Origin of the sequence: Halomonas sp. (genome assembly GCF_034520545.1) — a bacterium.
Classification (GTDB): domain Bacteria; phylum Pseudomonadota; class Gammaproteobacteria; order Pseudomonadales; family Halomonadaceae; genus Halomonas.
The window spans coordinates 46,259-70,429 of sequence record NZ_JAXHNN010000008.1 but is presented as its reverse complement, the minus strand read 5'-3'; the positions used below and the strand labels follow the sequence as shown (position 1 = coordinate 70,429).

28 protein-coding genes and 1 pseudogene are annotated in these 24,171 nt (G+C 61.9%); 21 read left to right on the top strand and 8 right to left on the bottom strand.

The window, feature by feature from the left end; translation table 11 throughout:
• Positions 1-78 precede the first annotated feature (78 nt).
• The 5 genes from U5L98_RS04995 to U5L98_RS04975 all read left to right on the top strand — a co-directional run bounded on the left by U5L98_RS04995 (position 79) and on the right by U5L98_RS04975 (position 6,178).
• Positions 79-1,206, top strand: coding sequence for a glycosyltransferase family 4 protein (locus tag U5L98_RS04995; RefSeq protein ID WP_322557241.1), 1,128 nt, complete (start codon positions 79-81; stop codon positions 1,204-1,206).
• Between the two features lie 260 nt (positions 1,207-1,466).
• Positions 1,467-2,690 carry a Vi polysaccharide biosynthesis UDP-N-acetylglucosamine C-6 dehydrogenase TviB gene (tviB, locus tag U5L98_RS04990; RefSeq protein ID WP_322557246.1) on the top strand — a complete coding sequence of 408 codons (1,224 nt, stop codon included), beginning with the start codon at positions 1,467-1,469 and terminating at the stop codon, positions 2,688-2,690.
• A gap of 172 nt (positions 2,691-2,862) precedes the next feature.
• The gene (locus U5L98_RS04985; protein WP_322557245.1) at positions 2,863-3,063 is read left to right on the top strand and encodes a type II toxin-antitoxin system HigB family toxin; all 201 of its coding nucleotides are present in this window, start codon (positions 2,863-2,865) and stop codon (positions 3,061-3,063) included.
• A gap of 215 nt (positions 3,064-3,278) precedes the next feature.
• Positions 3,279-3,482, top strand: coding sequence for a hypothetical protein (locus tag U5L98_RS04980; RefSeq protein ID WP_322557240.1), 204 nt, complete (start codon positions 3,279-3,281; stop codon positions 3,480-3,482).
• A gap of 275 nt (positions 3,483-3,757) precedes the next feature.
• Positions 3,758-6,178, top strand: coding sequence for an MraY family glycosyltransferase (locus U5L98_RS04975; protein WP_322557239.1), 2,421 nt, complete (start codon positions 3,758-3,760; stop codon positions 6,176-6,178).
• Positions 6,179-6,180: 2 nt separating this feature from the next.
• Here the strand turns inward: U5L98_RS04975 and U5L98_RS04970 are convergent, their stop codons facing one another.
• The gene (locus U5L98_RS04970; RefSeq protein WP_322557238.1) at positions 6,181-6,522 is read right to left on the bottom strand and encodes a hypothetical protein; all 342 of its coding nucleotides are present in this window, start codon (positions 6,520-6,522) and stop codon (positions 6,181-6,183) included.
• Positions 6,523-6,924: 402 nt separating this feature from the next.
• Between U5L98_RS04970 and U5L98_RS04965 the strand changes: the two genes are divergently transcribed.
• Entirely contained in the window at positions 6,925-7,947 is a 1,023-nt protein-coding gene (locus U5L98_RS04965; protein ID WP_322557237.1) for an NAD-dependent epimerase, read from the top strand.
• Between the two features lie 204 nt (positions 7,948-8,151).
• Positions 8,152-9,519, top strand: a complete 1,368-nt coding sequence (locus U5L98_RS04960) for a UDP-glucose/GDP-mannose dehydrogenase family protein (RefSeq protein ID WP_322557236.1) — start codon at positions 8,152-8,154, stop codon at positions 9,517-9,519.
• A gap of 555 nt (positions 9,520-10,074) precedes the next feature.
• Here U5L98_RS04960 and ltrA read toward each other — a convergent pair.
• The 3 genes from ltrA to U5L98_RS04945 form a co-directional block, all read right to left on the bottom strand.
• On the bottom strand, positions 10,075-11,379 hold the full coding sequence (ltrA, locus tag U5L98_RS04955) for a group II intron reverse transcriptase/maturase (RefSeq protein ID WP_322557235.1): 1,305 nt from the start codon (positions 11,377-11,379) through the stop codon (positions 10,075-10,077).
• Positions 11,380-11,893: 514 nt separating this feature from the next.
• Entirely contained in the window at positions 11,894-12,052 is a 159-nt protein-coding gene (locus U5L98_RS04950; protein WP_322557234.1) for a hypothetical protein, read from the bottom strand.
• Positions 12,049-12,798 carry a zeta toxin family protein gene (locus tag U5L98_RS04945; protein ID WP_322557233.1) on the bottom strand — a complete coding sequence of 250 codons (750 nt, stop codon included), beginning with the start codon at positions 12,796-12,798 and terminating at the stop codon, positions 12,049-12,051. Before U5L98_RS04945 ends, U5L98_RS04950 begins: the two co-directional genes overlap by 4 nt.
• 152 nt (positions 12,799-12,950) lie before the next feature.
• Between U5L98_RS04945 and U5L98_RS04940 the strand changes: the two genes are divergently transcribed.
• From U5L98_RS04940 to U5L98_RS04905, 8 genes and pseudogenes are all read left to right on the top strand, one after another.
• The gene (locus U5L98_RS04940; RefSeq protein WP_322557232.1) at positions 12,951-13,436 is read left to right on the top strand and encodes a UDP binding domain-containing protein; all 486 of its coding nucleotides are present in this window, start codon (positions 12,951-12,953) and stop codon (positions 13,434-13,436) included.
• Positions 13,437-13,632: 196 nt separating this feature from the next.
• Complete coding sequence (locus tag U5L98_RS04935; RefSeq protein WP_322557231.1) at positions 13,633-14,727, top strand: helix-turn-helix domain-containing protein; 1,095 nt, start codon at positions 13,633-13,635, stop codon at positions 14,725-14,727.
• The gene (locus tag U5L98_RS04930; protein WP_322557230.1) at positions 14,708-15,220 is read left to right on the top strand and encodes a DUF3368 domain-containing protein; all 513 of its coding nucleotides are present in this window, start codon (positions 14,708-14,710) and stop codon (positions 15,218-15,220) included. Before U5L98_RS04935 ends, U5L98_RS04930 begins: the two co-directional genes overlap by 20 nt.
• A gap of 121 nt (positions 15,221-15,341) precedes the next feature.
• Complete coding sequence (locus U5L98_RS04925) at positions 15,342-15,560, top strand: hypothetical protein (protein WP_322557229.1); 219 nt, start codon at positions 15,342-15,344, stop codon at positions 15,558-15,560.
• 144 nt (positions 15,561-15,704) lie between these two features.
• Positions 15,705-16,745 (top strand): NAD-dependent epimerase/dehydratase family protein, encoded by a 1,041-nt coding sequence (locus U5L98_RS04920; protein ID WP_322557228.1) that lies wholly within the window; start codon positions 15,705-15,707, stop codon positions 16,743-16,745.
• A 517-nt stretch (positions 16,746-17,262) separates the two neighbouring features.
• Positions 17,263-17,559, top strand: coding sequence for a BrnT family toxin (locus U5L98_RS04915; RefSeq protein WP_322557227.1), 297 nt, complete (start codon positions 17,263-17,265; stop codon positions 17,557-17,559).
• The gene (locus tag U5L98_RS04910; protein WP_322557226.1) at positions 17,559-17,759 is read left to right on the top strand and encodes a hypothetical protein; all 201 of its coding nucleotides are present in this window, start codon (positions 17,559-17,561) and stop codon (positions 17,757-17,759) included. The genes U5L98_RS04915 and U5L98_RS04910 overlap by 1 nt, the downstream gene beginning before the upstream one ends.
• 257 nt (positions 17,760-18,016) lie before the next feature.
• Positions 18,017-18,166, top strand: a pseudogene (locus tag U5L98_RS04905) (UDP-glucose 6-dehydrogenase); the annotation flags it as partial.
• Positions 18,167-18,283: 117 nt separating this feature from the next.
• Here U5L98_RS04905 and U5L98_RS04900 read toward each other — a convergent pair.
• Both U5L98_RS04900 and U5L98_RS04895 read right to left on the bottom strand, forming a co-directional pair.
• Positions 18,284-18,625, bottom strand: a complete 342-nt coding sequence (locus U5L98_RS04900) for a type II toxin-antitoxin system HicB family antitoxin (protein WP_322557225.1) — start codon at positions 18,623-18,625, stop codon at positions 18,284-18,286.
• Complete coding sequence (locus U5L98_RS04895) at positions 18,625-18,873, bottom strand: type II toxin-antitoxin system HicA family toxin (protein WP_322557224.1); 249 nt, start codon at positions 18,871-18,873, stop codon at positions 18,625-18,627. Before U5L98_RS04895 ends, U5L98_RS04900 begins: the two co-directional genes overlap by 1 nt.
• Positions 18,874-18,897: 24 nt before the next feature.
• Here U5L98_RS04895 and U5L98_RS04890 point away from each other — a divergent pair, with 24 nt between their 5' ends.
• A complete protein-coding gene (locus U5L98_RS04890) occupies positions 18,898-19,950 on the top strand; it encodes a UDP-glucose/GDP-mannose dehydrogenase family protein (RefSeq protein WP_322557244.1) in 1,053 nt (350 codons plus the stop codon).
• Between the two features lie 232 nt (positions 19,951-20,182).
• Here U5L98_RS04890 and U5L98_RS04885 read toward each other — a convergent pair whose 3' ends face one another.
• Positions 20,183-20,569: a type II toxin-antitoxin system VapC family toxin gene (locus tag U5L98_RS04885; RefSeq protein ID WP_322557223.1), complete on the bottom strand. Its 387-nt coding sequence runs from the start codon at positions 20,567-20,569 to the stop codon at positions 20,183-20,185.
• Entirely contained in the window at positions 20,566-20,817 is a 252-nt protein-coding gene (locus tag U5L98_RS04880; RefSeq protein ID WP_322557222.1) for a type II toxin-antitoxin system Phd/YefM family antitoxin, read from the bottom strand. Before U5L98_RS04880 ends, U5L98_RS04885 begins: the two co-directional genes overlap by 4 nt.
• 352 nt (positions 20,818-21,169) lie before the next feature.
• On the opposite strand from U5L98_RS04880, the gene U5L98_RS04875 reads away from it, so the two are divergent.
• The 5 genes from U5L98_RS04875 to U5L98_RS04860 all read left to right on the top strand — a co-directional run bounded on the left by U5L98_RS04875 (position 21,170) and on the right by U5L98_RS04860 (position 24,105).
• Positions 21,170-21,529 carry an XRE family transcriptional regulator gene (locus tag U5L98_RS04875; protein ID WP_322557221.1) on the top strand — a complete coding sequence of 120 codons (360 nt, stop codon included), beginning with the start codon at positions 21,170-21,172 and terminating at the stop codon, positions 21,527-21,529.
• Entirely contained in the window at positions 21,526-22,107 is a 582-nt protein-coding gene (locus U5L98_RS04870) for an RES family NAD+ phosphorylase (RefSeq protein ID WP_322557220.1), read from the top strand. Before U5L98_RS04875 ends, U5L98_RS04870 begins: the two co-directional genes overlap by 4 nt.
• A gap of 564 nt (positions 22,108-22,671) precedes the next feature.
• Positions 22,672-23,091 (top strand): DUF2384 domain-containing protein, encoded by a 420-nt coding sequence (locus tag U5L98_RS04865; protein WP_322557219.1) that lies wholly within the window; start codon positions 22,672-22,674, stop codon positions 23,089-23,091.
• 283 nt (positions 23,092-23,374) lie between these two features.
• Positions 23,375-23,587 carry an addiction module protein gene (locus U5L98_RS18690; protein WP_416208176.1) on the top strand — a complete coding sequence of 71 codons (213 nt, stop codon included), beginning with the start codon at positions 23,375-23,377 and terminating at the stop codon, positions 23,585-23,587.
• Entirely contained in the window at positions 23,584-24,105 is a 522-nt protein-coding gene (locus tag U5L98_RS04860) for an addiction module antidote protein (RefSeq protein ID WP_322557218.1), read from the top strand. Before U5L98_RS18690 ends, U5L98_RS04860 begins: the two co-directional genes overlap by 4 nt.
• The last annotated feature ends 66 nt before the right edge of the window (positions 24,106-24,171 follow it).

The window sequence follows — 24,171 nt, the reverse complement described above, 5'->3', positions numbered from 1 at the left end:
GGCGCGGAGATGGGGCGTGCCCGCTGCTGGGGTGGCATGGCAATCGCTGATAAATCGGGCTCACATACTGGAAATCAGATGCAAGACAAGGACGTCGTGGTGTTGGTGGCCAACACCTCCTGGTATCTCTACAACTTCCGCCGCGGGACCGTTCAGGCTCTGCGTGATGCGGGGTATCGGGTGATCGGCCTGGCGCCGGAAGATGACTACGCCGCGCGGCTGGTGGAGGAGCTGGGCATCGAGCATATGGCGCTGCCCATGGAGGGCAAGAGCACCCGCCTGGTGGGGGAGGGCAAGAGCCTGCTGGCGCTGGCCAATACGCTGCGCCGGCTCAAGCCGGCCTTCGTGTTTAACTTCACGGTCAAGGCCAATATCTACTCGGGCCTGGCCTGCCGGGCGCTGGGCATTCCCTATGCCAACAATGTTTCCGGGCTGGGTACGGCCTTCCTGCACGACAGCTGGCTGTTTCGCCGGGTGCGCGCGCTCTACGGCTTCGTTAATCGCGGGGCGCGGCGGGTGTTCTTCCAGAACCAGGAGGACCACGACCTCTTCCAGGCCCACGGCCTGCTCAAGAACACGCCCACCATGGTGCTACCGGGCTCCGGCATGGATACCACTCGCTTCGCCTTCTCGCCGCTGCCTGGGGGTGGGACGGAAGCTGGCCCCTTCACCTTCGTGATGATCGCCCGCCTGCTGGGCGACAAGGGCGTGCGCGAATACGTGCAGGCCGCCGAGCAGGTGAGGGCCCAGCACCCCGAGACGCGCTTCATGCTGATCGGGCCCCATGGGGCCAGCAACCGTACGGCGATCACCGAAGACGAGGTGCGTGAGTGGCAGACCGCCGGGGTGATTGACTATCTGGGCGAGCAGGGCGACGTTCGGCCCTTTATCGAGCAGGCCCAGGTGCTGGTGCTGCCCTCCTACCGCGAGGGCATGCCGCGCACCGTGCTGGAGGCCGCGGCCATGGGCCGGCCGGCCATCGTCTCCGACGTGCCGGGCTGTCGGCATGCCATCGTGCCGGGCGTGACCGGCTGGCTCTGTGAGGTGAAGAGCGCCGATTCGCTGGCCGAGCGGATGCGGGCGTGTATCGAGATGCCGAGCGAACAGCTGCAGCAGGCCGGTACGGCGGCGCGCCAGCGCATCGAGGAAGAGTTCGATGAGCGGATTGTGATTGAGGCGGCGTTGGAGTGTCTCCCGTCTCGGTAGCCGCTTTGGGCTAGCGGGGTCAGACCCTTCATTTCCCTTAGACATACCCCCGTCGAAGGGAAATGAAGTGTCCGACCCCTCGCTCGAAGCGCTCGCCGCTCGGGGTCTGACCCGGCGGCTGCTGGCTTGGAAGCCTGCTCCGTGCTCTCATCTGACTTGATTCCTTGATTCCTTGATTCCTTGAAGGACTATCTACGTGCTTCGGATCTGGATGACGTGGGCCATCGGGTGCGAAGTGCGCCCTACGGGGCTATGTGGGCCTGCCGCTGGCGGTGGAGTTCGGCAAGGTGCTGCCCACGGTGGGGTTCGATATCAACGTCAATCGCATCGGCGAGCTGCGCGACGGCATTGATCACACCCTGGAGGTGGAGCCGGCGCTGCTGGCCGAGGCCACGCAGCTGAGCTTCGCAAGCGATCTCGAGGCGCTGCGCGAGTGCAACGTCTATATCGTGACGGTGCCTACGCCCATCGATGCCAGCCGACGGCCGGATCTGACGCCCTTGATCCGCGCCAGCGAGAGCCTGGGCCGGGTGATCGGCCAGGGCGATGTGGTGATCTATGAGTCCACCGTCTACCCTGGCGCCACCGAGGAGGACTGCATCCCAGTGATCGAGCGGGTCTCGGGGCTGACCTACAACCGCGACTTCTTCGCCGGCTACAGCCCGGAGCGCATCAACCCGGGCGACAAGGAACACCGCGTGACCACCATCATCAAGGTGACCTCGGGCTCGACCCCGGAGATCGCCGATTTCGTGGATGCGCTCTACGGCCGGGTGATCACCGCCGGCACCCACAAGGCCAGCGCCATCGCCGTGGCCGAGGCCGCCAAGGTGATCGAGAACACCCAGCGCGATATCAACATCGCCCTGATCAACGAGTTGGCGGTGATCTTCAACCGCCTGGGGATCGATACCGAGGAGGTGCTGGAGGCCGCCGGCACCAAGTGGAACTTCCTGCCGTTCCGCCCCGGCCTGGTGGGCGGGCACTGCATCGGCGTGGACCCCTACTACCTGACCCACAAGGCCGAGCAGGTGGGCTACCACCCGGAGATGATCCTCGCCGGGCGGCGCATCAACGACAGCATGGGCGCCTACGTGGCCAGCCAGCTGATCAAGCAGATGATCAAGCGGCGCATCCATGTGCGTGGCGCGCGGGTGCTGGTCATGGGCCTCGCCTTCAAGGAGAACTGCCCGGACCTGCGCAACACCCGGGTGGTGGACATCATCCGCGAGCTGGCCGACTACAACGTGGCGGTGGATGTCTATGATCCCCAGGTCAACAAGGACGAGGCCGAGCAGGAGTACGGCATCCGCCCGGTGGAGCGCCCCGACGCCAACGCCTACGACGCCATGATCCTCGCCGTGGCCCACCGCGAGTTCCGCGAGCTGGGTGTGGAGGGCATCCGCGGCTGGGGCAAGCCCAAGCACGTGCTGTATGATCTGAAGTATGTGTTGCCCAAGGAAAGCGTTGACCTGAGGCTGTAGCATCCCTTCCGGCTCCTTAGTCGCTTGGGGTCAGACCCTTAAATGGACTTAGACATAACCACGTCTAAGTCCATTTAAGGGTCTGACCCCGTCGAGCCTAGGTGCGGTGGCATCACGGCTGCTGGCGGGCGGAAATAGCAAGTTGCTATCTATAGCAATCTGCTATCGGCTCATGAGGTCATGTGAGCCTAAGGATTTTGCGGCGATGAAAGGCATTTTCCCCGCGACAGACAAAGTCGGCTCGCACCATGTCTTTGACATCGGCGGGAACAAGCTCCGTCTGATCGCGGTTGTCCACTATCGAAGGAAGAAGGTCTTCATCCGCGACATCCTCGATCACAGTGAGTACGACAAGGGTAAATGGAAGGAATGACTCATGAACGCCATGCTTAACGAAGTTGCCAGGCACTGGGTCCACATTGCCCCTCTGCTCGCCGAGCCCGTGGACGAGGCCGACTACGATGCCAAGGTTGAGGCCCTGGATGAACTGCTCGACACAGTGGGTGACGATGAAGAGCATCCCTTGGCGAGTCTGGCCGCGCGCCTGGGCGATGTGCGCTCGAGGCCTACGATGAGGAGCACCGTGCCATGCCCGATACATCGGGTGCCGAGGTACTGCGCTATCTCATGACGGAGCATGCCATCAGCCAGAGCGACCTGCCCGAAGTCGGGGCTCAGCCTGTTGTCTCCGCCATCCTTTCCGGCAAGCGCTCTCTGAATTGGCGCCAAATCTGCGGCATTTCCCACCGCTTCGGCGTGCCTACCGATGCGTTCAAGGAACAGCGGACGTGAATTCCTTCCCATGGCCGATGTCCTGCCACCGACCATCCAGCTTCTCACCATCCTGGTCTCAGACCCTTAAATTGAGTTAGGCAAAGGGCGCGCCTAAGTCCATTTAAGGGTCAGACCCCTTTCAAGGCAAGGCGTGGTGCGTTGTCAGCGATCTCCTACAGACAGGCAGGATCTGACGTGGCACGCTGCACTGCGGCAGTGTGTGTTTCGGCCGTCGTCAACGGTCACGCTGCTTCTTGAACGATCGATCACGTCACCAAGGACGATACACCGCGATGAGCACGCTTCCCTTTCTTCCCGTGCTCGCCCTGGCCCTCTCGGCGCTGGCTATCCTGCTGTTGCGCCAGCCGGCCATTGCCTGGGGCCTGGCCGATATTCCCGGTGGCCGCAAGCAGCACCAGGGCACCGTGCCGCTGACCGGGGGGCTGGGCGTGTTCGCCGGTTTTCTTCTGGTGCAGCCGTTGCAGCCGCTGCCGGTCGGCGAGCTGTGGCCGCTCTACCTGGGGCTGGTGGCGCTGGTGGCCTGCGGGGTGATCGACGATGCCCGCGACATGCGCAGCACCGTGAAGCTGGGCGTGCAGCTGGCGGTGGCGCTGCTGCTGGTGATCGGGGGTCAGCTGTCGCTGGACTACCTGGGGCAGTTCCCGTTGGCGGGGGCGGTGCACCTGGGCTGGCTGGCCGCACCGGTGACCGTGGTGGCGGTGGCCGGGTTGATCAACGCCATCAACATGATGGACGGGGTCGATGGCCTGGCCGGCGGCAGCGCGCTGAGCGTGCTGGGCTGGCTGGGGGTCGTGGCGGCGTTGCAGAGCCAGCTGACGCTGCTGGCGGTGATCGTGACGCTGGCGGCCTCGGTGGTGGGCTTTCTGCTCTTCAACCTGCGCCACCCCTGGCGTCGCAGCGCCAGCGTGTTCATGGGCGATGCCGGCAGCATGGCGCTGGGCTTCGCGATTGCCTGGTTCGTGGTGGCGCTCTCCCAGAGCGAGAACGCGGTGGTCAGCCCTGTGGCCTATGCCTGGCTGCTGGCGCTGCCGGTGATGGATACCCTGAGCCTGATGGTGCGTCGTCTGCGCAAGGGGCGCAGCCCTTTCTCGGCGGACCGCGACCACTTGCACCATATCTTCCTGCGGGCCGGCTTCACTCCGGGGCAGACCACCGTGCTGCTGATGCTGCTGGTGGCCGCGCTGGGCGCCGTGGGCGTGGTGTTCTCGCTGGCCGGGGTGCCGGATGTGCTGCTGCTGCTGGGCCTGGTGCTGCTGTTCGCGGTGCATGGGCTGTTCGTGACATGCGCCTGGCAGACCAGCAAGGCGCTGCGCCGCTTGCACAGGGCCACCCTGGGGCAAGGCGCCGTGCGGGCCGATTCGGGGTTGGTGCGGTTTCGTCAACTCCCGCGGGTGGGGGGCGGCCGGCGCCAGGCGGCACTGATCGGGCTCTACCTGATGGCCTTCAGCCTAGGATTGAGTGGCTGGCTGGTGCTGCTGGGGGGCAGCCTGGTGGTGATCGCTACGGCACTGGCCTTTCCGCTGTTCTGGCGGGAGGTGAGGCGCCTCAAGCTGTTCTGGCTGAGCCTGGGGCTGAGCCTCTACCTGGTGGTGCGCGCCTGGGTCGGTGGCGGGCCGGCGGCGCTTGTCGAGGAGCCGCTGTGGTGGCGGCTGCTGGCCGTAACGGGGCTGGCCAGCCTGCCGTTGGCGTGGTGGCTGGTGCAGTGTCGGCTGCACTGGCACTGGCTGATTGCCACCGTGCTGGTGGGCGGCGGTGTGGCCTTCACGCTGAGTGCCGACTGGTCGCACCTTGAGCATGGCCAGTTCGCCAACCCCTGGGCCTGGGGGGAGCCCGCGCAGATAGGTTTCATGGCCAGTGTGGGGCTGGTGGTGGTACTGGCCGTGCTGCTGGGAGGCCTGCAGCGCCTGGGTACCGGCTGGCGGCCGGCGGCTCAGGTCACGCTGGCCACGCTGCTGGCGGTGCCGAGCGTGATCGTGCTGATGGGCACCGGCTATACCACGGCGTGGCTGGCGGCAGGGTGCGGGGTGGCCATCTACGTGCTGGCCACGCCAATGCTCGGCAAGCATCAGGGGCATCGGCTGGGCCGGCTTGGCTTGGCAGCGCTGCTGACGGTGCCGGTGCTGGGGGTGTTGAGCCACGAATGGCTGCTTCCCCACACCCTGCCGCTGGTACAGCGTCTCGTGGAGCCGCTGCAGGCCTTCGGCCTGATGCTCAACGGCGAGACCGAACAGGCACGTGTGCTGCACGCCGGCATGGTGGATCGTCTGGCCCTCTGGCAGCAGGCCTGGCAGGTCTTCAGCACCCAGTGGCTGGTAGGCACCGGGCAGGTGATGCCCGCCGCAGAAGCCAGGCCGCTGGTCAGCTATGGCGGCTACTATTCGCTGCTGGCCACCACCGCCACCGCCACCGGCGCCGTGGGTTTGCTGGGGTTCGTGACCGTGGCCGCGCTGCCGTTGGGGGCGCTGCTATGGGCCACCCTGCGGCGCCATTGGCAAGCGGTGTGGGGGCTGGGTATCCTCGGCTGCTTCGTCACGGTGATGGTGCTGAGCCTGTTCGCCATGCCGCTGCGCTTCGCCGGACCGACCGGCATCATCGTGCTGTTGGCCGCCGCCATGCAGATGGCCGTGTTTCAGAAGTCCTCGATCACGCAGCGCCATGGCCAGCAGGCGCAGAGCAACAAACACACGGCCTAGTATTAGAGCAGGGCGATAAGCATGGCGATCAGGCCGCCCAGCGCCATGGGGAGCATCAGCGCTAGCGGACGCTTGCCATTCAATAGCCAGCTGCCGATCTCCAGGCAGGCGGCCGCGGTGATCACTCCCACCAGGGCGAGCAGGTGGGTGGGAAGTGCCGGTGGCGCCAGGCGCTCGATTGGCCACAGCATCACCCCATAGACCACTACTCCCAGCAGTACCCAGGGTGCCCAGGACATCAGCCGCGGCAGCGGCAGCCGAGGCCAGCTTTGGCCGGGGCGCTTCGGCTGGCGCTTGGGTGTCGGGATCTCGCCGCGAAAGAGGTAGGGTAGGGTGGCGTTCATGGGCAAACTCGCGTGTCTCGTTAACCGCCGGATGCTAGCGAGGGATAGGCACAGGGTCAATGGTGGCTTGGGTTTGAGGCTTGGCATTGAGCGGAACCAAGCTAGCATGTTCCGCGACTTTGTAGGGCTTGTGAGTAGAGCTAACGGGGTCAGACCCTTCATTTCCCTTAGACATACCCCCGTCGAAGGGAAATGAGGTGTCCGACCCCTTGCCTCGGTGGCACCGCTGGGCGGCTTCGCGGCCATTCGTCGGGCATAGCCCAGCTCCCACCAGTAGTCACAGATCATGGCAACACTGCCATTCGTCGGGCAGAGCCCAGCTCACACCAGTAGGCTCTGGCATCGGGAGACTGACCGCGGGGCTAGCTTCTCGCCCTCGAACTTCTTACCAAAAGGACTGCTATGAAAGTGCTCGTCACCGGCAACGCCGGCTTTATCGGTTTCCATACCGCCAAGCGCCTGTTGGAGCGTGGCGATAGCGTGGTCGGCTTCGACGTGGTCAACGACTACTACGACCCGGCCATCAAGGAGGCGCGTCTCAAGATTCTGGAGGAGACGGCGGCGCGTACCGGCAGCGAGTATGTGTTCGTGCGTGAGGACCTGGCCGACCTGGCGGCGGTCAACGCGGCGTTCGCGGCGCACCGGCCGGAACGGGTGATCCATCTGGCCGCCCAGGCGGGGGTGCGCTACTCGCTTGAGAACCCCCACGCCTATGTGCAGAGCAATATCGTCGCCTTCACCAACATCCTGGAGGCGTGCCGGCACCACCGGGTCGAGCATCTGACCTACGCCAGCACCAGCAGCGTCTATGGCGCCAACACCAAGATGCCGTTCTCCGAGCATGAGAGCGTCAACCACCCGCTGCAGTTCTACGCCGCCACCAAGAAGGCCAACGAGCTGATGGCCCACAGCTACAGCCACTTGTATCGGCTGCCGACGACCGGGCTGCGCTTCTTCACCGTCTACGGCCCCTGGGGCCGGCCGGATATGGCGCTGTTCCTGTTCACCAAGAAGACCCTGGCCGGCGAGTCGATCCCGGTGTTCAACCACGGCAACCACACCCGCGACTTCACCTACATCGACGACATCGTGGAAGGGGTGATCCGCGCCAGCGACGATATCGCCGCGCCCAACCCCGACTGGGACAGCGACCATCCCGACCCGGCGACCAGCAACGCGCCGTATCGAATCTTCAATATCGGCAACAACGACCCGGTGAAGCTCTCCGCCTATATCGAGGCGATCGAGGAAGCGCTGGGCAAAGAGGCCATCAAGGAGCTGCTGCCGCTGCAGCCGGGTGACGTGCCGGATACCTACGCCGACAGCACCGAGCTTGAGAAGGCCGTGGGCTACAAGCCCGCCACGCCGGTGAAGGAGGGGGTGGCGAACTTCGTCGCCTGGTATCGGGAGTTCTACGGGGTATAGGGACAAGCTTCAAGGAGCAAGCTACAAGGAAAACCCTGGGCTGCTGCTTGCGTTTCGCTGCCAAGGGGTGGTGGCGCTGCCCCGGGGTCAGACCCTTAAGGGGGCTTAGGCGAAACCCCTGCCTAAGTCCCCTTAAGTGTCTGACCCCTGTGGTGTAGCCTTTGCGGAGTGCCGGTTGCGATCAAATTTCCCATGGAGTGGTAGATGAAGGTAACAGTTTTCGGGACGGGCTATGTGGGCCTGGTGCAGGGCACGATTCTGGCCGAGGTGGGCCATCAGGTGGTCTGCGTGGACGTGGACGCCGAGAAGATCGAGAAGCTCAAGCAGGGCCTCATCCCGATCTTTGAACCGGGCCTGGAGAGCCTGGTGAAGGAGAACACCGCGTCCGGTCGGCTGCGTTTTACCACCGATGCGGCCATGGCCGTGGCCCATGGTGATATCCAGTTCATCGCCGTAGGCACGCCGCCGAATGAAGACGGCAGTGCCGATCTGCAGTACGTGCTCAGGGTGGCCGAGACCATCGCCGAGCACATGCCGGCCCACCGCATCCTGGTGAACAAGTCCACCGTGCCGGTGGGCACCGCGGACAGAGTGCGGGCGCGGGTGGCCGAGGGGCTGGCGGCGCGGGCCAGGGCTGGGGCTGGGGCTGGAGAAGAGGGCGCGACGCTTACCTTCGATGTGGTCTCCAACCCGGAGTTTCTGAAGGAGGGCAGCGCCGTGGCCGACTGCCAGAAGCCCGACCGCATCATCATCGGCACCGAGAACGCCCATAGCGTGGAGGTGATGCGCGAGCTCTACGCCCCCTTCGGCCGCCAACACGAGAAGATCATCGTGATGGACGTGCGTTCCGCGGAGCTGACCAAGTACGCCGCCAACGTCATGCTGGCCACCCGGATCAGCCTGATGAACGAACTGGCCAACTTAGCGGAACGGCTCGGCGCCGATATCGAGGACGTGCGCCGCGGCATCGGCTCCGACCCGCGCATCGGCTTCAACTTCATCTACCCCGGTACCGGCTACGGCGGCTCGTGCTTTCCCAAGGACGTGCAGGCGCTGGTACGCACCGCCGAGGGCATCGACTTCGACGCCAAGGTGCTCAAGGCCGTTGAAGCGCGCAACGCCGAGCAGAAGACCACCCTGTTTGCCAAGCTCCGCGACCACTTCGGCGGCGAGCTGGCCGGCAAGACCTTCGCCCTGTGGGGCCTGGCCTTCAAGCCCAACACCGACGACATGCGCGAGGCGCCCAGCCGGGTGCTGATGGAAGCGCTGTGGAACGCCGGCGCCCGGGTGCAGGCCTATGACCCGGAGGCCATGGAAGAGACCCAGCGCCTCTACGGCCACCGCGACGCGCTGACCCTGTGCGGCACCAAGGAAGCCGCCCTGAAGGGCGCCGACGCCCTGGTGATCGTCACCGAGTGGCAGAGCTTCCGCGCCCCGGACTTCGAGCTGATCAAGGGCCAGCTCACCCAGCCCACGATCTTTGACGGCCGCAATATGTTTGAACCCTCCCGCATGGCGAAGAAGGGCTTTACCTACTATTCGGTGGGGCGGTTGCCACAAGCCCCCCGCTAGGGGCTAATTCCCCTTAAGGGTCTGACCCTCAAGAACACTTTGCAACACCGCGAAGCCCGGCCATTTGCCGGGCTTCGTCGTTGATGCATGCCGCCGTAGTTCCAACGGGGTCGGACCCTTAAATCCCCTTAAGGGTCCGATCCCTTGCCTCGGTGGCACCGCTGGGCGGCTTCGCCGCCATTCGCCGAAGCGTCGAATCGCGGGCAGAGCCCAGCTCTTCGACCTGAAGTACCTGCTGCCCAAGGAAAGCGTTGATCTGAGGTTGTAGCATCCCTTCCCGGCCCCTTCACCGGGGTCAGACCCTTCAGCGGACTTAGGCAAAGGGCGCGCCTAAGTCTGCTGAAGGGTCTGACCCCGTCGAGCCTGCTTAAGTGTCGGACCCCTGCAATTTTTGATGAATCGGGTAGGGGCCGGGGTCACCCCCGGCGCCCTCCCACACCACCGTACGTACGGTTCCGTATACGGCGGTTCATGATGAACGACTAAGCCATCTTACCGTATCGAGTACCGAGATCAGGCCCCGCTGATCGAACCACTTATTCGGCAGGGCCTGGTTCATGTGCGAAGCACCGGCATTCCACCAGGGGCCTCGCCCATTCCCCGCTGACTTCCACGCCCGATAGTCTCATCCAGTCCCAGCGCTAGAAGCTTCCGGCGCCGGGTTCTCGGGCGCTTCCACTGTCGCCAGATCAGGCAGCGCAGTCGGCGGCGTATCCATTGATCCAGTGCTTCCAGTGGGCGCTTCACATCGACGAGGGAGAAGTAGTTGGCCCAGCCCCGCAGGACCGGGACCAACTCTTCGATCACTCGCTGGATATTACGCCCTCTGCCGCGCTTGAGGATCTCACGGACACGCTGCATCAGGCGCTGCAAACTGGCCTTGGCAAGCGTCAACCGTGGCAGCTTGTGCCGGGTCAGCGTGTAGCCCAGATACCCCCGGTGCCAGGGCCGGTCCACCGCACTCTTGGCGCGATTGACCGTGAGCCTGAGTGACTTCTCGAGATAATCACTCAGGCTGGCCATGACGCGCTCGCCCGCTCGCCGACTCCTGACATACACCTGTAGGTCGTCGGCGTAGCGGCAGAAGCGGTGGCCGCGACGTTCCAGCTCCTTGTCCACATCATCCAGCAGGATATTCGCCAGCAGCGGACTCAGCGGTCCACCCTGGGGCGTACCCTGCCTTCTTGGCGCGGTCAGGCCATGCTGGAACATGCCGGCTTCCAGATAGCGTCGGATCAGGCGTAGCACCCGCTTGTCGCGGACGCGGCGCGCGACCCGTGCCATCAGCAGGTCGTGGTTCACTCGGTCGAAGAAGGCTTCCAGGTCGAGGTCGACCACCCAGCGGTGGCCGGCAGCGACGTGCTCCTTCATGGCCGAGACGGCCTGCTGGGCGCTACGCCCGGGGCGGTAACCGTAGCTCGATTCGGAGAAGCCCGGATCAAAGATCGGCGTAAGCACCTGGAGCAGCGCCTGCTGGATCAGCCGGTCGCTGACCGTGGGAATACCGAGCTGCCGCGTCCCGCCCTTGGGCTTGGGAATCTCGACGGCTCGGATCGGGCTGGGGTGGTACTCACCGGCCAACAGCCGCTCGCGCAGCGTTGGCCAGTGCGCCTTCAGGTGGTCGGCTAACTGGTGCACCGTCATGCCGTCGGCACCCGGCGCGCCCTTGTTGGCGACTACCTTACGGTAAGCCTGCGCCATGTTGGCTTTATCCACCACGGCCTCCATGAGCAGGATTGGCTCCGCTTTCGTCCACGATGACGACGCCGGGACCGTCTCGACGCCCACCGGCCGGGACTCGGGGTACTGCCCCTGCCCCTCTGGGTGGATGACGGTATCAGCGCCTGTTTCTGTCTTCATGATCGATCCTCGAGACGTCATCGCCTACTCGCGGTTCTTCATGTTCGGCCCTTGGTGCCGGGGTGAATCGGCACTTACTATGGCCTCTGCTGACGTCTGGTGGCCCATCCCGTCGCCTCTCGACGCCGGTAGCACTGTGGCAGACCACCGGACCTCCCAGGGTAAGACGCGCGACCTTCCCGCTTATGCCTGTCGGATTTACGTCATGGCGTTCCGTGCAAGTACCGGGCTTTGATGACTTTTGCCATCTCACCCCGCCATGCCGCCTCGTATCCGCTTCCTGTTCGTCAGGCCAGCGTTTTGCCTCGGGCTGCCTTCAGATTCCCCCTCGCGGGAGACACCCTTGCCGTCGGCTAGCACTTCCCCTTGCCGGGCGTGCAGGGGACTTTCACCCCCAAGTCATCCCGAGGCACCACCCTCGGGAACAGCGCCAGTCAGGCGCTGCGCGCCATGCCTGGCGCACAAATGAAAAACCCGCCATTTTGGGCGGGTTCTTGTCGGCGTAGGCGGGTCGTCAGGAGGACTTGTGGGCTACCTTTTCCAGCACTTCCTGTTGGCGCTGGTTGGCTCGGTCGATCACCTGGCGATAAACATCACGCTTGCGTTCGGGGCTGGCGTAGCGGATGAATGCGGATAGGGGGCTGCCGTCGGTCTTTTCATCTTTGGTCATCATGTCCGCTTCCTCGTCCTTTCGGCGAGCTTTTGCAAAAGAGACTTTCGAGAATATGCCTCGGCAATGTGAGTGTCAATTTGTTCCACGTTCTGTACGTACTCGCGATGTGAGCCGTCATGGTTCTTGATCAGCAGGTCGACCATCACCAATTCGCCGAACTCCTGCTTGATACGGTTGGCCACATCTCTTGCTGCAAAATACTGTTCTAAAAAGCTTTCCACTGGAATTCTTCGACCCTCCAAGGCTTCGCGGGCTTCTACAAACTCCCAAGCAAGTAAGGGATCCTGGTAGACATAAAGAATCTGCACGAGCCTGGACTTGCCAAGCGAGCGAGCTACGTTCTCCCGGGCCTTGACAAGGTTGGTGAAGGTGCCATCCAGAAGAAAGCTCTGATGCTGCTTCAGGGCCACGTCCAGGAGCTTTTCTACCAGAATAGAGACGGCCGGCTGAAACAGCCTGGCATTGCCGCCATGGTAATCCTCGAACTCATCTCTAAGCTCATCAGGGTCGATGCGCAGGATGTCTTGGCCATTTTCACTGAGGACGGCGATGAGTTCCTTTGAGGCCTCTGTCTTGCCGGCACCGGGTGAGCCCGCCATGAACACCGATACTGGGTATTTCTCGGGGGGGTAAAGGTGCTTGTCGGCAATGCGTTTGGCAATCCGCTTCTTTTGCTTCCTGGCAAACGCAATGGCCCGCGTGGTGATGGGGTGCTCTTCAGCTTGCTGAGCAGTGACGTTGGTCATGTGGCTGATGAACATGTTGCGAGTGGCATGTGATGGCAGAGTAGCACTGATCTCATCAGGGGCCAGGTGTTAAGTATAATTCTGTAGCGTGCTCTCTAAGGCCATAGCGTGGCGTTGGTGGAGGTGCCGGTGACTGCCCGAATCTCACCCCCTTGATCAAGGCCAGCGAGACGCTGGGCCAGGTGGTGGGCTACCACCCGGAGATGATCCTCGCCGGGCGGCGCCTCAACGACGGCATGGGCGCCTACGTGGCCGGCCAGCTGATCAAGCAGATGATCAAGCGGCGCATCCAGGTGGAAGGCGCGAAGGTGCTGGTGATGGGCCTGACCTTCAAGGAGAACTGCCCGGACCTGCGCAACACCCGGGTGGTGGATATCCTCAAGGAGCTCGCCGACTACAACATCGCCGTGGATGTGTATGACCCCCAGGTCAACAAGGCCGAGGCCGAGGCGGAGTACGGCATTTGCCCGGTGGATGAGCCCCAGCCCGGCACCTACGACGCCATCATCCTCGCCGTGGCCCACCGCGAGTTCCGCGAGCTGGGAGCGCAAGGCATCCGCGCCTGGGGCAAGCCCGAGCATGTGCTCTACGATCTCAAGTACCTGCTGCCCAAGAAAAGCGTTGACCTGAGGCTGTAGCTTCCCTTCCGGCCCCTTCACCGGGGTGAGTCGCTTGGGGTCAGTCCCTTAAATGGACTTAGACATACCCACGTCTAAGTCCATTTAAGGGTCTGACCCCGTCGAGCCTGCTTAAGTGTCTGACCCCTGACAGTTTCCCCACACATGGGTTTACTTTTCATATAGAATTACCCGATAAGTAAACCGGAGGGGCGCGATGTTGGGACAACGTATTCACCAGGCGCGCCTGGCCGCAGGCCTGACGCTTGAGGCGTTGGGCCAGCAGCTTGGCGTTTCCAAGGCAGCGATTCAAAAGTATGAGAAGGGCATGGTGACCCCTGACTCTGCGAAGCTGCTGAAAATTGCCAAGGCGTGTGGGGTACGCACGGAGTATTTCTTTCGCAAGCAGACGGTGCAGCTGACCGATGTGGAGTTCCGCAAGACCAGCGCCTTTGGCGTGAAGCGGGAAGAAGCGGTGCAGATTCGTGTGGCGGAAATGGTCGAGAAGCGTATAGCGCTGCTGAATGCCTTTCCTGAATCCCCCATTTCTCGTTTCATAGTACCGGACTGCGTCCCCGGGAAGATCTCGGAGCTCGTTGAGCTCGAGGCGGTTGCGGATGGCGTGCGCCGTGAGTGGACGCTGGGCCTGAATCCGATCGGCGACCTGACCGATACGCTGGAAACGCTTGGGTTGCTCATTCTTGTGGTCGAGGTCGAGCATAAGGCATTTTCCGGCATGACGGCCACGGCGGTGGCCGCAGGCGGCCAGCAGTATCCGGTAATTGCGGTGTCATCCTGTTGGCCGGGAGATCGCCAACGCTTCACGCTCGCGCACGAGTTGGCTCATGTGCTGCTGACTGGGCGTTTGGAGGCGTCGATCGACGAGGAAAAGGCTTGCGACCGCTTTGCCGGTGCGTTTCTGGCCCCTCAATCGGCGGTTATTCATGAGATTGGTGAAGGGCGCCATCGCCTGGAGCCTCGTGAGCTGTATCGGCTCAAGCACGAATATGGCCTATCCATGCGGGGCTGGGCGATTCGTGCCCTGCAGTGCGAGATTATTCCACACGCCTACTTCCAGTCGCTGATGAAGCTGTTCTCCTCCCGCGGGTGGAACCGCGGCGAGCCGGGCGACCCACTGGCACCAGAAGTGCCACAGCTGTTCGAGCAGCTGGTGTATCGTGCTCTGGCAGAACAGTTGATCTCGGAGGCCAAGGCCGCTGAGCTACTCGGCATCCCACGCATGCAGTTCTGTCGCCAACGTTGGATGGAGCCGCTCTGGACGGAGCCGCTGGATGCTGCTGCTAATCAGTGATGCCAATATCATTATCGATCTGGAAGCGGGTGAGATACTGGAAACGCTCTTCGCGCTTCCATATCAATTCGCCATGCCCGATGTTCTCTTTGAGGAGGAGATCGAGGCGGGTAGCCCGCACTTGCTCGACATGGGCTTAGTCACGCTGGTCGTGAGCGGGGAGTATGTCGGCTATGCAGAGAGCCTTGGCAACCAGTACGGCGATGAGCCAGGGTTCAATGATCGGCTCGCCTTGGCACTGGCCAAGCAGGAATCCTGTCCCCTGATCACCGGTGATCGCAACCTTCGCTTGCTGGCTGCCCAAGAGGGGGCTGAGGTACGCGGAACCCTGTGGATTATTGCCGAGGTGATCGAGTTTGGCTTGTTGACACAGGAGCAGGCGTTGGCCGCGCTAGCCAGGATGAAGCAGCGCGGTAGACGACTGCCTTGGAAGGAAGCCGAGAAGACGATCCAGCGGGCGGCATACCAGGTTAAGCGAATCACTAAGGGCTGAGCGGTTCCCTCTTAGAATCATCGCCACCGAGTCGAGTATTAATAAAACTTCGAAATATGGCGATATACCGTGCTTTGCGATGAGATATCTGTGTATGGGTTGCCTACCGGATCTCACTCCCTTGATCAAGGCGAGCGAGATGCTGGGCCAGGTGGTGGGCTACCACCCCGAGATGATCCTCGCCGGGCGGCGCCTCAACGACGCCATCGTGCTCGCCGTGGCCCACCGCGAGTTCCGCGAGCTGGGGGCGGAGGGCATCCGCGCCTGGGGCAAGCCCGAGCACGTGCTCTACGACCTGAAGTACCTGCTGCCCAAGGAAAGCGTTGACCTGAGGCTGTAGCTTGCCTCCCGGGCCCTTCACCGGGGTGAGTCGCTTGGGGTCAGACCCTTAAATGGACTTAGACATACCCACGTCTAAGTCCATTTAAGGGTCTGACCCCGTCGAGCCTGCTTAAGTGTCGGACCCCTGCAATTAAGGAGCGTCATGAGTCGTTATCAAACCCTACTGGCCGAGCTGGCAGCCGCACCGCGCACCTGGCTGGTGACCGGCTGCGCCGGCTTTATCGGCAGCAATCTGCTGGAAACCCTGCTGCGCCTGGACCAGCGGGTGGTGGGCCTGGACAACTTCGCCACCGGCTTTCAGGCCAACCTGGATGAGGTGCGCACCCTGGTCACTCCGGAGCAGTGGGCGCGCTTTTCGTTTATCGAGGGCGACATCTGCGACCCGGCCACCTGCCGGGCGGCGATGACGCTGAACGGCCAGCCGGTGGACCACGTGCTGCACCAGGCGGCGCTGGGCTCGGTGCCACGCTCCATCGCCGACCCGATCGCTACCAACGCGGCCAACATCGGCGGGCAGCTCAACATGCTGGTGGCCGCCAAGGATGCCGGGGTGACGAGCTTCGTCTATGCGGCGTCGAGCTCCACCTACGGCGACCATCCCGCGCTGCCCAAGGTGGAGGAGCGCATCGGTCGGCCGCTGTCGCCCTATGCGGTGACCAAGGTGGTCAACGAGATGTATGCCGAGGTGTTCGCCGGCACCTACGGCTTCAAGGCCACCGGGCTGCGCTACTTCAACGTATTCGGCAGGCGCCAGAACCCCAACGGCGCCTATGCGGCGGTGATTCCCAAGTGGGCCGGGGCCATGCTCACCGACGAGACGCTGTTCATCAACGGCGACGGCGAGACCAGCCGCGACTTCTGTTATATCGCCAACGCGGTGCAGGCCAACCTGCTGGCGGCCACCGCGGACGACGCGGCCCAGGGGGAGGTCTTCAACGTGGCGGTGAGCGGGCGCACCACCCTGAACCAGCTGTTCGAGTACCTGCGCGAAGCCCTCGCCGAGCAGGGGGTACGCTACGCGCAGGACCCGACCTACCGCGACTTCCGCCCCGGCGACGTGCGCCACTCCCAGGCGGACATCGGCAAGGCCAGCCGCCTGCTCGGCTACGCCCCCAGCCACACCATCGTCGACGGCATCACTGAGGCCATGCCCTGGTATATCCACCACTTCCGCACGGCCTAAGCGCCGCCGCCGCATGAGGGTCAGACCCTTAAATCCCCTTAGGCATCTAATTCTCCTTAAGGGTCTGACCCTCAAGAATACTTTGCAACACCGCGAAGCCCGGCCATGTGCCGGGCTTCGGCGTTGATGCATGCCGCCGGGTTGGCGTTTTCCAACGGGGTCGGACCCTGCATTTCCCTTAGACATACCCCCGTCGAAGGAAAATGAGGTGTCCGACCCCTTGCCTTGGTGGCACCGCCGGGCGGCTTCGCCGCCATTCGCCGAAGCGTCGAATCGCGGGCAGAGCCCTACTTTACGTCCTGAAGTACCTGCTGCCCAAGGAAAGCGTTGATCTGAGGCTGTAGCTTCTCGTCCGGGCCACTTCACCCCGGGGTCACACCCTTAAGTATGCTTAGGCAAAGGCTCGCCTAAGTCTACTTAAGGGTGTGACCCCTGCAGTTACCTTTAAGAGCCTGACCCCGTAGAAGAAATCTCGCTATAGTCCCGTACTTAGGCAGGAATTGAGGTTAAAGGAGCGATGTTCCAGTTCAACTTCGAATGGGACGTTGCCAAGGCGATTGGCAACCGGCACAAGCACGGCGTCAGTTTTGATTTGGCGGCTACGGTGTTCCATGATCCGTTGATGATGTCGATTGCGGATAAAGACCACAGCGAGGGCGAGGAGCGCTGGTTGACTCTTGGTCAGGCTGAGAACGGCGCGTTGCTGGTTGTGGTCCATACTTACCATGAGACCGACGTTTGTTCTTCTAGTATCCGGATTATCTCGGCTCGGTCGGCCACCAAGCGCGAAAGACGTCAATACGAGGCAATGTGATGAAGGAAGAGTACGATTTTACTGGCGGTGAGCGCGGAAAATTTTTCCGCGAGAATGCCAAGCTCAACCTGCCTGTCTACCTCGACGACGAGGTGCAGGCCTACCTCCAGGAGAGGGCGCGTGCGAAGGGCGTGGATGTTGCTCAGCTTGTCAATGAGATGCTGAAGCAGGAAATCAAACTCATCGAAGCAGTGAAGTGACGCCCCGCCCGTCTTGCAGGAAGGCCATGAGGTGCATGTGGCCACGGCCGCTGAAGAGTCCGTTCAACAGATTCGCGACCACGGCCTGACACACCACGAGATCCCCCTGAGCCGCAGCTGCCAGCATCCCGTCAAGGAGCTGGCTTTGGGAGCCCTAGCCGGCAGGGCCGACGGTGGCAAGTTCCAACGGGGTCGGACCCTTCATTTCCCTTAGACATACCCCCGTCGAAGGGAAATGAGGTGTCCGACCCCTAGCCTCGGTGGCTTCGCCGCCGGATGAAGACGGCAGTGCCGATCTGCAGGACGTGCTCCGGGTGGCCGAGACCATCGCCGAGCACATGTCGGCCCACCGTATCCTGGTGAACAAGTCCACCGTGCCGGTGGGCACGGCGGACAGGGTGCGGGCGGGTGGCCGACTGCCAGAAGCCCGACCGCATCTGCGGCTTCTCAGCAATTCAACAATCGCCTCGATGGTAATGGGGCAGCGCATGTCGTCGCTTTGGGTGGTGCCAGCACCTCGGCACTCAAGAGTGCTGTTGCAGGTAGTCGTTCAACGCCTGGCGGGTGAGGTCGTTGAGCGAGATGCCGTGCTGCGAGGCTGCAACGGCGGCGGCCAGGTGCAGGTCGTGGCCGATGCGCACGTTGAAGGAGCCCTTGCAAGGAGTCTCGGGCGCCTCGCCGAGCTGCTCGCAGGTGGCGAGGTAGTCATCGACGGCATCGCGAAACGCGGCTTCCAGCTCTGCCACCGTCTCGCCTTCGTAGCTGACCAGAGCGCGAATGAACTGTAGCTTGCCGAACAGGCAGTTGTCTTCGGTACTGGCTTCGAGAGAGCCGTAGTAGCCCCGGTGCTTCAAGAGTTTTTCCATTAAATCAGCCCTACTGAGCGTAGCTGCTCGATGACTTGGCGCTTGGCGTAGGCCTTGAGCTCGTTGCCCGGATGCGGCTTGTGCAGGTTGATCATGGCCTGGGGATCGCCATTGTGGAACTTGATGCGTGAGCCTTGGCCGTCCAGTTGTCGATAGCCGAGCCGTTGCAATAGCGTTTCCAGCTCTTGCCAGGTGAAGGCGGCGCGCTCGTTCAGTAGCTTGGCAATGAGCTTTTCCGTTTTTGACATGCCGGCTCCTTTTAGCAACTGAATATAGTTGCACTATTGCATTATTGCAAGACCAGACCCCGTACTCGTGCGATTCTGGCCGAGGTGGGCCATCAGGTGGTCTGCGTGGACGTGGACGCTGAGAAGATCGAGAAGCTCAAGCAGGGCATCATCCCGATCTTTGAACTGGGCCTGGAGAGCCTGGTGAAGGAGAACACCGCGTCCGGTCGGTTGCGTTTCACCACCGATGCGGCCATGGCCGTGGCCCACGGTGATATCCAGTTTATCGCCGTGGGCACGCCGCCGGATGAAGACGGCAGTGCCGATCTGCAGTACGTGCTGAGGGTGTCCCAGACCATCGCCGAGCACATGCCGGGCCACCGTATCCTGGTGAACAAGTCCACCGTGCCGGTGGGCACGGCGGACAGGGTGCGGGCGCGTGTGGCCGAGCGCCTGGGGGCGGACATCGAAGCGGTGCGCCAGGGCATCGGCTCCGACCCGCGGATCGGCTACCGCTTCATCTACCCCGGGGTGGGCTACGGCGGGTCGTGTTTTCCCAAGGACGTGCAGGCGCTGGTGCGCACCGCCGAGGGCATCGACTTCGACGCCAAGGTGCTCAAGGCCGTAGAAGCGCGCAACGCCGACCAGAAGACCACCCTTTGCGCCAAGATCCGCGACCACTTCGGCGTTGAACTGGCCGGCAAGACCATCGCCGTGTGGGGGCTGTCTTTCAAGCCTAACACCGACGACATGCGCGAGGCGCCCAGCCGGGTGCTGATGGAAGCGCTATGGAACGCCGGCGCTAAGGTGCAGGCCTACGACCCCGAGGCCATGGAGGAGACCCAGCGCCTCTACGGCCACCACGACGCGCTGACCCTGTGCGGCACCAAGGAGGGAGCCCTGAAGGGCGCCGATGCCCTGGTGGTCGTCACCGAGTGGCAGAGCTTCCGCGCCCCTGACTTCGAGCTGATCAAAGGCCAGCTCACCCAGCCCACGATCTTCGACGGCCGCAATATGTTTGAACCCGCCCGCATGGCGAAGAAGGGCTTTACCTACTATTCCGTGGGGCGGCTGCCCCAAGCCCCCACTAGGGTCTGACCCTTAAAAAAACTTAGGCCGAGATCGAAAAGACCTGCCCGGTGCTGGGGGAGATGATGGCCGGAGCTACGGGGTCAGACCCTTCATTTCCCTTAGACATACCCCCGTCGAAGGGAAATGAGGTGTCCGACCCCTTGCCTCGGTGACACCGCCAGGCGGATCTCACGCTTGGGGTCAGACCCTTAATCGAACTTAGACATAATCAAGTCTAAGTCATCTTGAATTCAGGGGTCTAAACGAGCTCAACGGGACCGGGGTAGCTCGCTACCGTGGCGTCGGACGTTAGCAGCAGGATGCCTTCGGTTTCCGCCTGGGCAATCAACAGGCGGTCGAAGGGATCACGGTGGATAGGTGGCAGATGGCGCACGGCAAGAGCGTGTTGGCTGCTGATGGCCAGTTCGGTATAGCCATTGTCGACCAGGCCGCGTCTTAGTAAGTAAGGATCCACGCTGAAGTCGGGGCGACCCAGGCCAGCCTTGATGGTCACTTCCCAGAGGCTGGCGGCACTGAACCAGAGGTCGTTGTTTTCATCGAGCAGTTTCTCGCGGACCACATCCGACAGTCGCTCCGGCTGCGAGGCCGCCCAGAGCAGCAGATGGGTATCCAGCAGCAGGATCATGCGTTGGGCTCGCCTACGAACTCGTCGGCGATGGTGTCGCCGCCCATGGTGTCGAAGTCGTCAGGAATCTCGAAGGCGCCTGCCAGGAACCCCAAGCGGTGTTTCTTGCCGACCGGTGGGGCGTCGATGGGCGTAAGTTTGGCGATAGGCTGGCCCGCCTTGGCGATCAGTACGGTCTCGCCCTGGGCTGCACGGGCCAGCAGGCGGGAGAGATGGGTCTTGGCTTCGTGAATATTGATCGTATCCATGCAGGATTCCTGAATCATAAAAACTAGACTAACATGATCTAGTCTAGATAATCGCGACGATGAATGCCAGTCGATGGGAAAATGGGTCAGGTTTTGCCATCCAGCATTAGGTAGCAACTGTTCGATGGCAAGACCTGTCCCCATAAATCCCCTTAAGGGTCTGACCCTCAATAACACTTAGCAACACCGCGAAGCCCGGCCATGTGCCGGGCTTCGGCGTTGATGCATGCCGCCGGACGGGCGTTAGTTCCAACGGGGTCGGACCCCTTGGCTGTGTGCCGCCCTTTTCCCTTTCACCGTGGCGCGCCGTCTTCTATACTGACGCATATATCTGCCAATATAGGTGACAGTGATGGATGTCGATATCCGTGACACCATGGATTCGCAAGGCTACATTTCGACTGACGCCTTATTGAATGAGCTACATATCACCAAGCGCGAGTTCGCCCACGCGATTGGCCTGAGCCATAGCGCCATCATCCGCAAGGACCGTCTCCATGCGGTCTCAACGCAACAGCGACTCCGCCAGGCGATGGAGATTCTAAAGCGCATCGAGCCTTGGGCAGGGTCCATCAGTGCAGCTTGGTCCTGGTATCGGACATACCCACTCGCTCCGTTGGGTGATCTGACGGCGGAAGAACTGGTAAGCCGCGGCCGAGCGGACGATGTCCGAGCCTATCTGTCGCATATCGCCGAGGGAGGCTATGCGTGAGCCTGCTGGACTTGGGTTTTCGGTACCAGGGGCTGGTTTATCGTGGGCACAACCCTCGATGGCAACACGCGCCGGAGTCAGGGGAGGGCGCAGCACGCAACGGTGGTCGCTGGAATCGAGTCGGGCAGCCCGCCCTCTATACCTCTGAGCGTTTCGAGACGGCCTGGCTGGAGGCACAGCAAGGCTTCCCCTTCAAAACCCAGCCGTTGACACTGTGCACTTACCAGGTCGACTGCGGCCCGATCCTCGACTTGTGCGATCCAGTGGTTCGCGATCGAGTGCGCCTGAACTCGGAGGATTGGTTGCATGAGGCCTGGCTTGACAAGAAGCAACGCCGCCAGCCGGTCATTGCTTGGGAGATCGCCCAGCAGTTGCTCGAGATGAATGTCGCCGGTATCCGTGTTCCCTCGCAGGCCAAGGGCGCCATGGAGCATGACATCAATGTCGTGTTCTGGCGTTGGTCGCGAGTTCCGCCGACGATGGTGCGTGTCATTGATGACGAGGAACGCCTGCCAAGATACCTGTCTTCGCCGGCGCCACCGGGGTCAGACCCTGAGGCATCCCCACGAATAGAATAAGAAAATCAATATATTAGGATTGAAAAAAGTCTGCATGGGCAGGCATGTTGTTAATCGCCAAACCAACAATATGCCGAGGAGCCCATGCAGACGTCCCGATTCTTGCACAAGATCCTGACGACTTCAGCCTCCGTTCTCCATCGTGCTCGCTTTAATGCCTTGGCCACTTGCGTCCACGCCTTGCTGAGTGGCCAGAGCCTGACGCTGACGTCACTCGGGCGGCAACTCCCTTACCGGATGAGGGTCTGACCCTTAAATCCCCTTAAGTATATAAATCCCCTTAAGGGTCTGACCCTCAAGAACACTTTGCAACACCGCGAAGCCCGGCCATGTGCCGGGCTTCGGCGTTGATGCATGCCGCCGTAGTTCCAACGGGGTCAGACCCTTCATTTCCCTTAGACATACCCCCGTCGAAGGGAAATGAGGTGTCCGACCCCTTGGCTCGGTGATGGGGCAGAGAGCATGGACGTCGCGTGTCCAAGTGGCTATGCTGAAGTGATGCAATAATGCAGCAATGATGTAACCTGCATGTTTTGCTCCATCTTGTACGCGAGGTACCACAGCATGAGTGCCGAAGCCCTTATCGATCCGAACGACTACCAGGCGCCCAAGACCTACGAGCGTTTTGTGGAGGATCTCAAGCGATCTGCAATGGCAACTGGCAAGCCGATTATCGACCCCAGGTTGTTTGCTCGCGCATTGAGCATGGACCTACAAGCGCTGGCTGCGGATGCCCATGTTCACCGGGTCACCCTCTCGCGGGCCCAAGGCACCGAGAAACTGCAAGGCTTTCTTCGTGACGCGTTGCAGGTGCTGCGTGCCGCCACGGATATCAACGGGGATTTTCGGCATGCCCTGTTCTGGTTTCGTAACGAACCCATCAGTACCTTTGAGTACCTGACGCCGGAGCAGTTGGTTAGCAAGGGAAGAACGCAGGACCTGGTGCGTTACCTTCAGTCCCTGAAGGGCGGAGCAGCCGGGTGAAGATTCGGCAGCCGCTGGAATGTGCTGCCTATCGCGTGCATGTGATCTAGGCCACCGGGGTCAGACCCTTTAGGCCACCGGGGTCAGACCCTTCATTTCCCTTTGACATACCCCCGTCGAAGGGAAATGAGGTGTCCGACCCCTTGCCTCGGTGATGGCCTAGGCGGTGGTGGTTAGGGGTGCTGGTCAGCTGACTCGGTTGCCAGCTAACATGAAAGTGATATTTGACTATGGTGCTTTTGTCATAGCGTGATCGATCGGCAGCGGCTGTTGGAGGTGAATCATGGTGATGAGATTGGGTGATATGAGCATCCGTGAAAAGCTTAGTGCCATGGAAGCGTTATGGGACGATCTGGCCAGAGATCCCGACTCTGTGCCCGTCCCGGTTTGGCATCAGGAGGTGTTGGAGGAAAGAGGGCTACGTGCTGAGACGGGTGGTAACTCATTCAATGAATGGGAATCCACAAAGAATTGGGTGAGAGAGCGGACACGTTGAAAATCGAGATACTGGAAGAGGCCGAAGAGGATCTTCTGGCAGGTTTCCGATTTTATGATCGTCTGGAAGAAGGCCTCGGTCAGTACTTCATAGATACCTTGTTCTCTGATATCGATTCTCTTCACTTGTATGCCGAGATTCATCAGCAAGTCTTTGGTTACTATCGTCTCCTGTCCAATCGCTTCCCTTTTTCCGTCTATTATCGATATGACCAGGAGACAGTACGAGTCTACGCTGTGTTGGAAAGCGAAGAGGCGATTGCGGTGTTTCTTGCTGATGCCCTGCAAGCCGGTGATTCAGCCTATATCGCCAAGGCGATGGGCGTAGTGGCACGAGCGAAGGGCATGAGCGAGCTGGCTCGAGAGACAGGCCTTTCGCGTGAGCAGCTGTATCGTTCATTCAGTGAACAGGGTAACCCCACATTGAAAACCATGCTGGCCGTTATGCGTGCTCTTGGCGTGGACCTGACGGCACGCCCGCATGAGCCGGCGGCTAGAGATCAGCAAGTCGTCCAGTAGCGTCCAACAGGGTCAGATTCTTAAGTTAGCTCGCCGGGCGGCGCCTCAACGCGGCATGGTGGCCTA

What these genes read in the sequence shown, in the direction of transcription:
- U5L98_RS04995 (WP_322557241.1), top strand. Translation starts at nt 79, where the DNA reads ATGCAAGACAAGGACGTCGTGGTGTTGGTGGCCAACACCTCCTGGTAT.
- U5L98_RS04985 (WP_322557245.1), top strand. Translation starts at nt 2,863, where the DNA reads ATGAGGTCATGTGAGCCTAAGGATTTTGCGGCGATGAAAGGCATTTTC.
- U5L98_RS04980 (WP_322557240.1), top strand. Translation starts at nt 3,279, where the DNA reads ATGCCCGATACATCGGGTGCCGAGGTACTGCGCTATCTCATGACGGAG.
- U5L98_RS04975 (WP_322557239.1), top strand. Translation starts at nt 3,758, where the DNA reads ATGAGCACGCTTCCCTTTCTTCCCGTGCTCGCCCTGGCCCTCTCGGCG.
- U5L98_RS04970 (WP_322557238.1), bottom strand. Translation starts at nt 6,522, where the DNA reads ATGAACGCCACCCTACCCTACCTCTTTCGCGGCGAGATCCCGACACCC.
- U5L98_RS04965 (WP_322557237.1), top strand. Translation starts at nt 6,925, where the DNA reads ATGAAAGTGCTCGTCACCGGCAACGCCGGCTTTATCGGTTTCCATACC.
- U5L98_RS04960 (WP_322557236.1), top strand. Translation starts at nt 8,152, where the DNA reads ATGAAGGTAACAGTTTTCGGGACGGGCTATGTGGGCCTGGTGCAGGGC.
- ltrA (WP_322557235.1), bottom strand. Translation starts at nt 11,379, where the DNA reads ATGAAGACAGAAACAGGCGCTGATACCGTCATCCACCCAGAGGGGCAG.
- U5L98_RS04950 (WP_322557234.1), bottom strand. Translation starts at nt 12,052, where the DNA reads ATGATGACCAAAGATGAAAAGACCGACGGCAGCCCCCTATCCGCATTC.
- U5L98_RS04945 (WP_322557233.1), bottom strand. Translation starts at nt 12,798, where the DNA reads ATGACCAACGTCACTGCTCAGCAAGCTGAAGAGCACCCCATCACCACG.
- U5L98_RS04935 (WP_322557231.1), top strand. Translation starts at nt 13,633, where the DNA reads ATGTTGGGACAACGTATTCACCAGGCGCGCCTGGCCGCAGGCCTGACG.
- U5L98_RS04930 (WP_322557230.1), top strand. Translation starts at nt 14,708, where the DNA reads ATGCTGCTGCTAATCAGTGATGCCAATATCATTATCGATCTGGAAGCG.
- U5L98_RS04920 (WP_322557228.1), top strand. Translation starts at nt 15,705, where the DNA reads ATGAGTCGTTATCAAACCCTACTGGCCGAGCTGGCAGCCGCACCGCGC.
- U5L98_RS04915 (WP_322557227.1), top strand. Translation starts at nt 17,263, where the DNA reads ATGTTCCAGTTCAACTTCGAATGGGACGTTGCCAAGGCGATTGGCAAC.
- U5L98_RS04910 (WP_322557226.1), top strand. Translation starts at nt 17,559, where the DNA reads ATGAAGGAAGAGTACGATTTTACTGGCGGTGAGCGCGGAAAATTTTTC.
- U5L98_RS04900 (WP_322557225.1), bottom strand. Translation starts at nt 18,625, where the DNA reads ATGGAAAAACTCTTGAAGCACCGGGGCTACTACGGCTCTCTCGAAGCC.
- U5L98_RS04895 (WP_322557224.1), bottom strand. Translation starts at nt 18,873, where the DNA reads ATGTCAAAAACGGAAAAGCTCATTGCCAAGCTACTGAACGAGCGCGCC.
- U5L98_RS04885 (WP_322557223.1), bottom strand. Translation starts at nt 20,569, where the DNA reads ATGATCCTGCTGCTGGATACCCATCTGCTGCTCTGGGCGGCCTCGCAG.
- U5L98_RS04880 (WP_322557222.1), bottom strand. Translation starts at nt 20,817, where the DNA reads ATGGATACGATCAATATTCACGAAGCCAAGACCCATCTCTCCCGCCTG.
- U5L98_RS04875 (WP_322557221.1), top strand. Translation starts at nt 21,170, where the DNA reads ATGGATGTCGATATCCGTGACACCATGGATTCGCAAGGCTACATTTCG.
- U5L98_RS04865 (WP_322557219.1), top strand. Translation starts at nt 22,672, where the DNA reads ATGAGTGCCGAAGCCCTTATCGATCCGAACGACTACCAGGCGCCCAAG.
- U5L98_RS18690 (WP_416208176.1), top strand. Translation starts at nt 23,375, where the DNA reads ATGGTGATGAGATTGGGTGATATGAGCATCCGTGAAAAGCTTAGTGCC.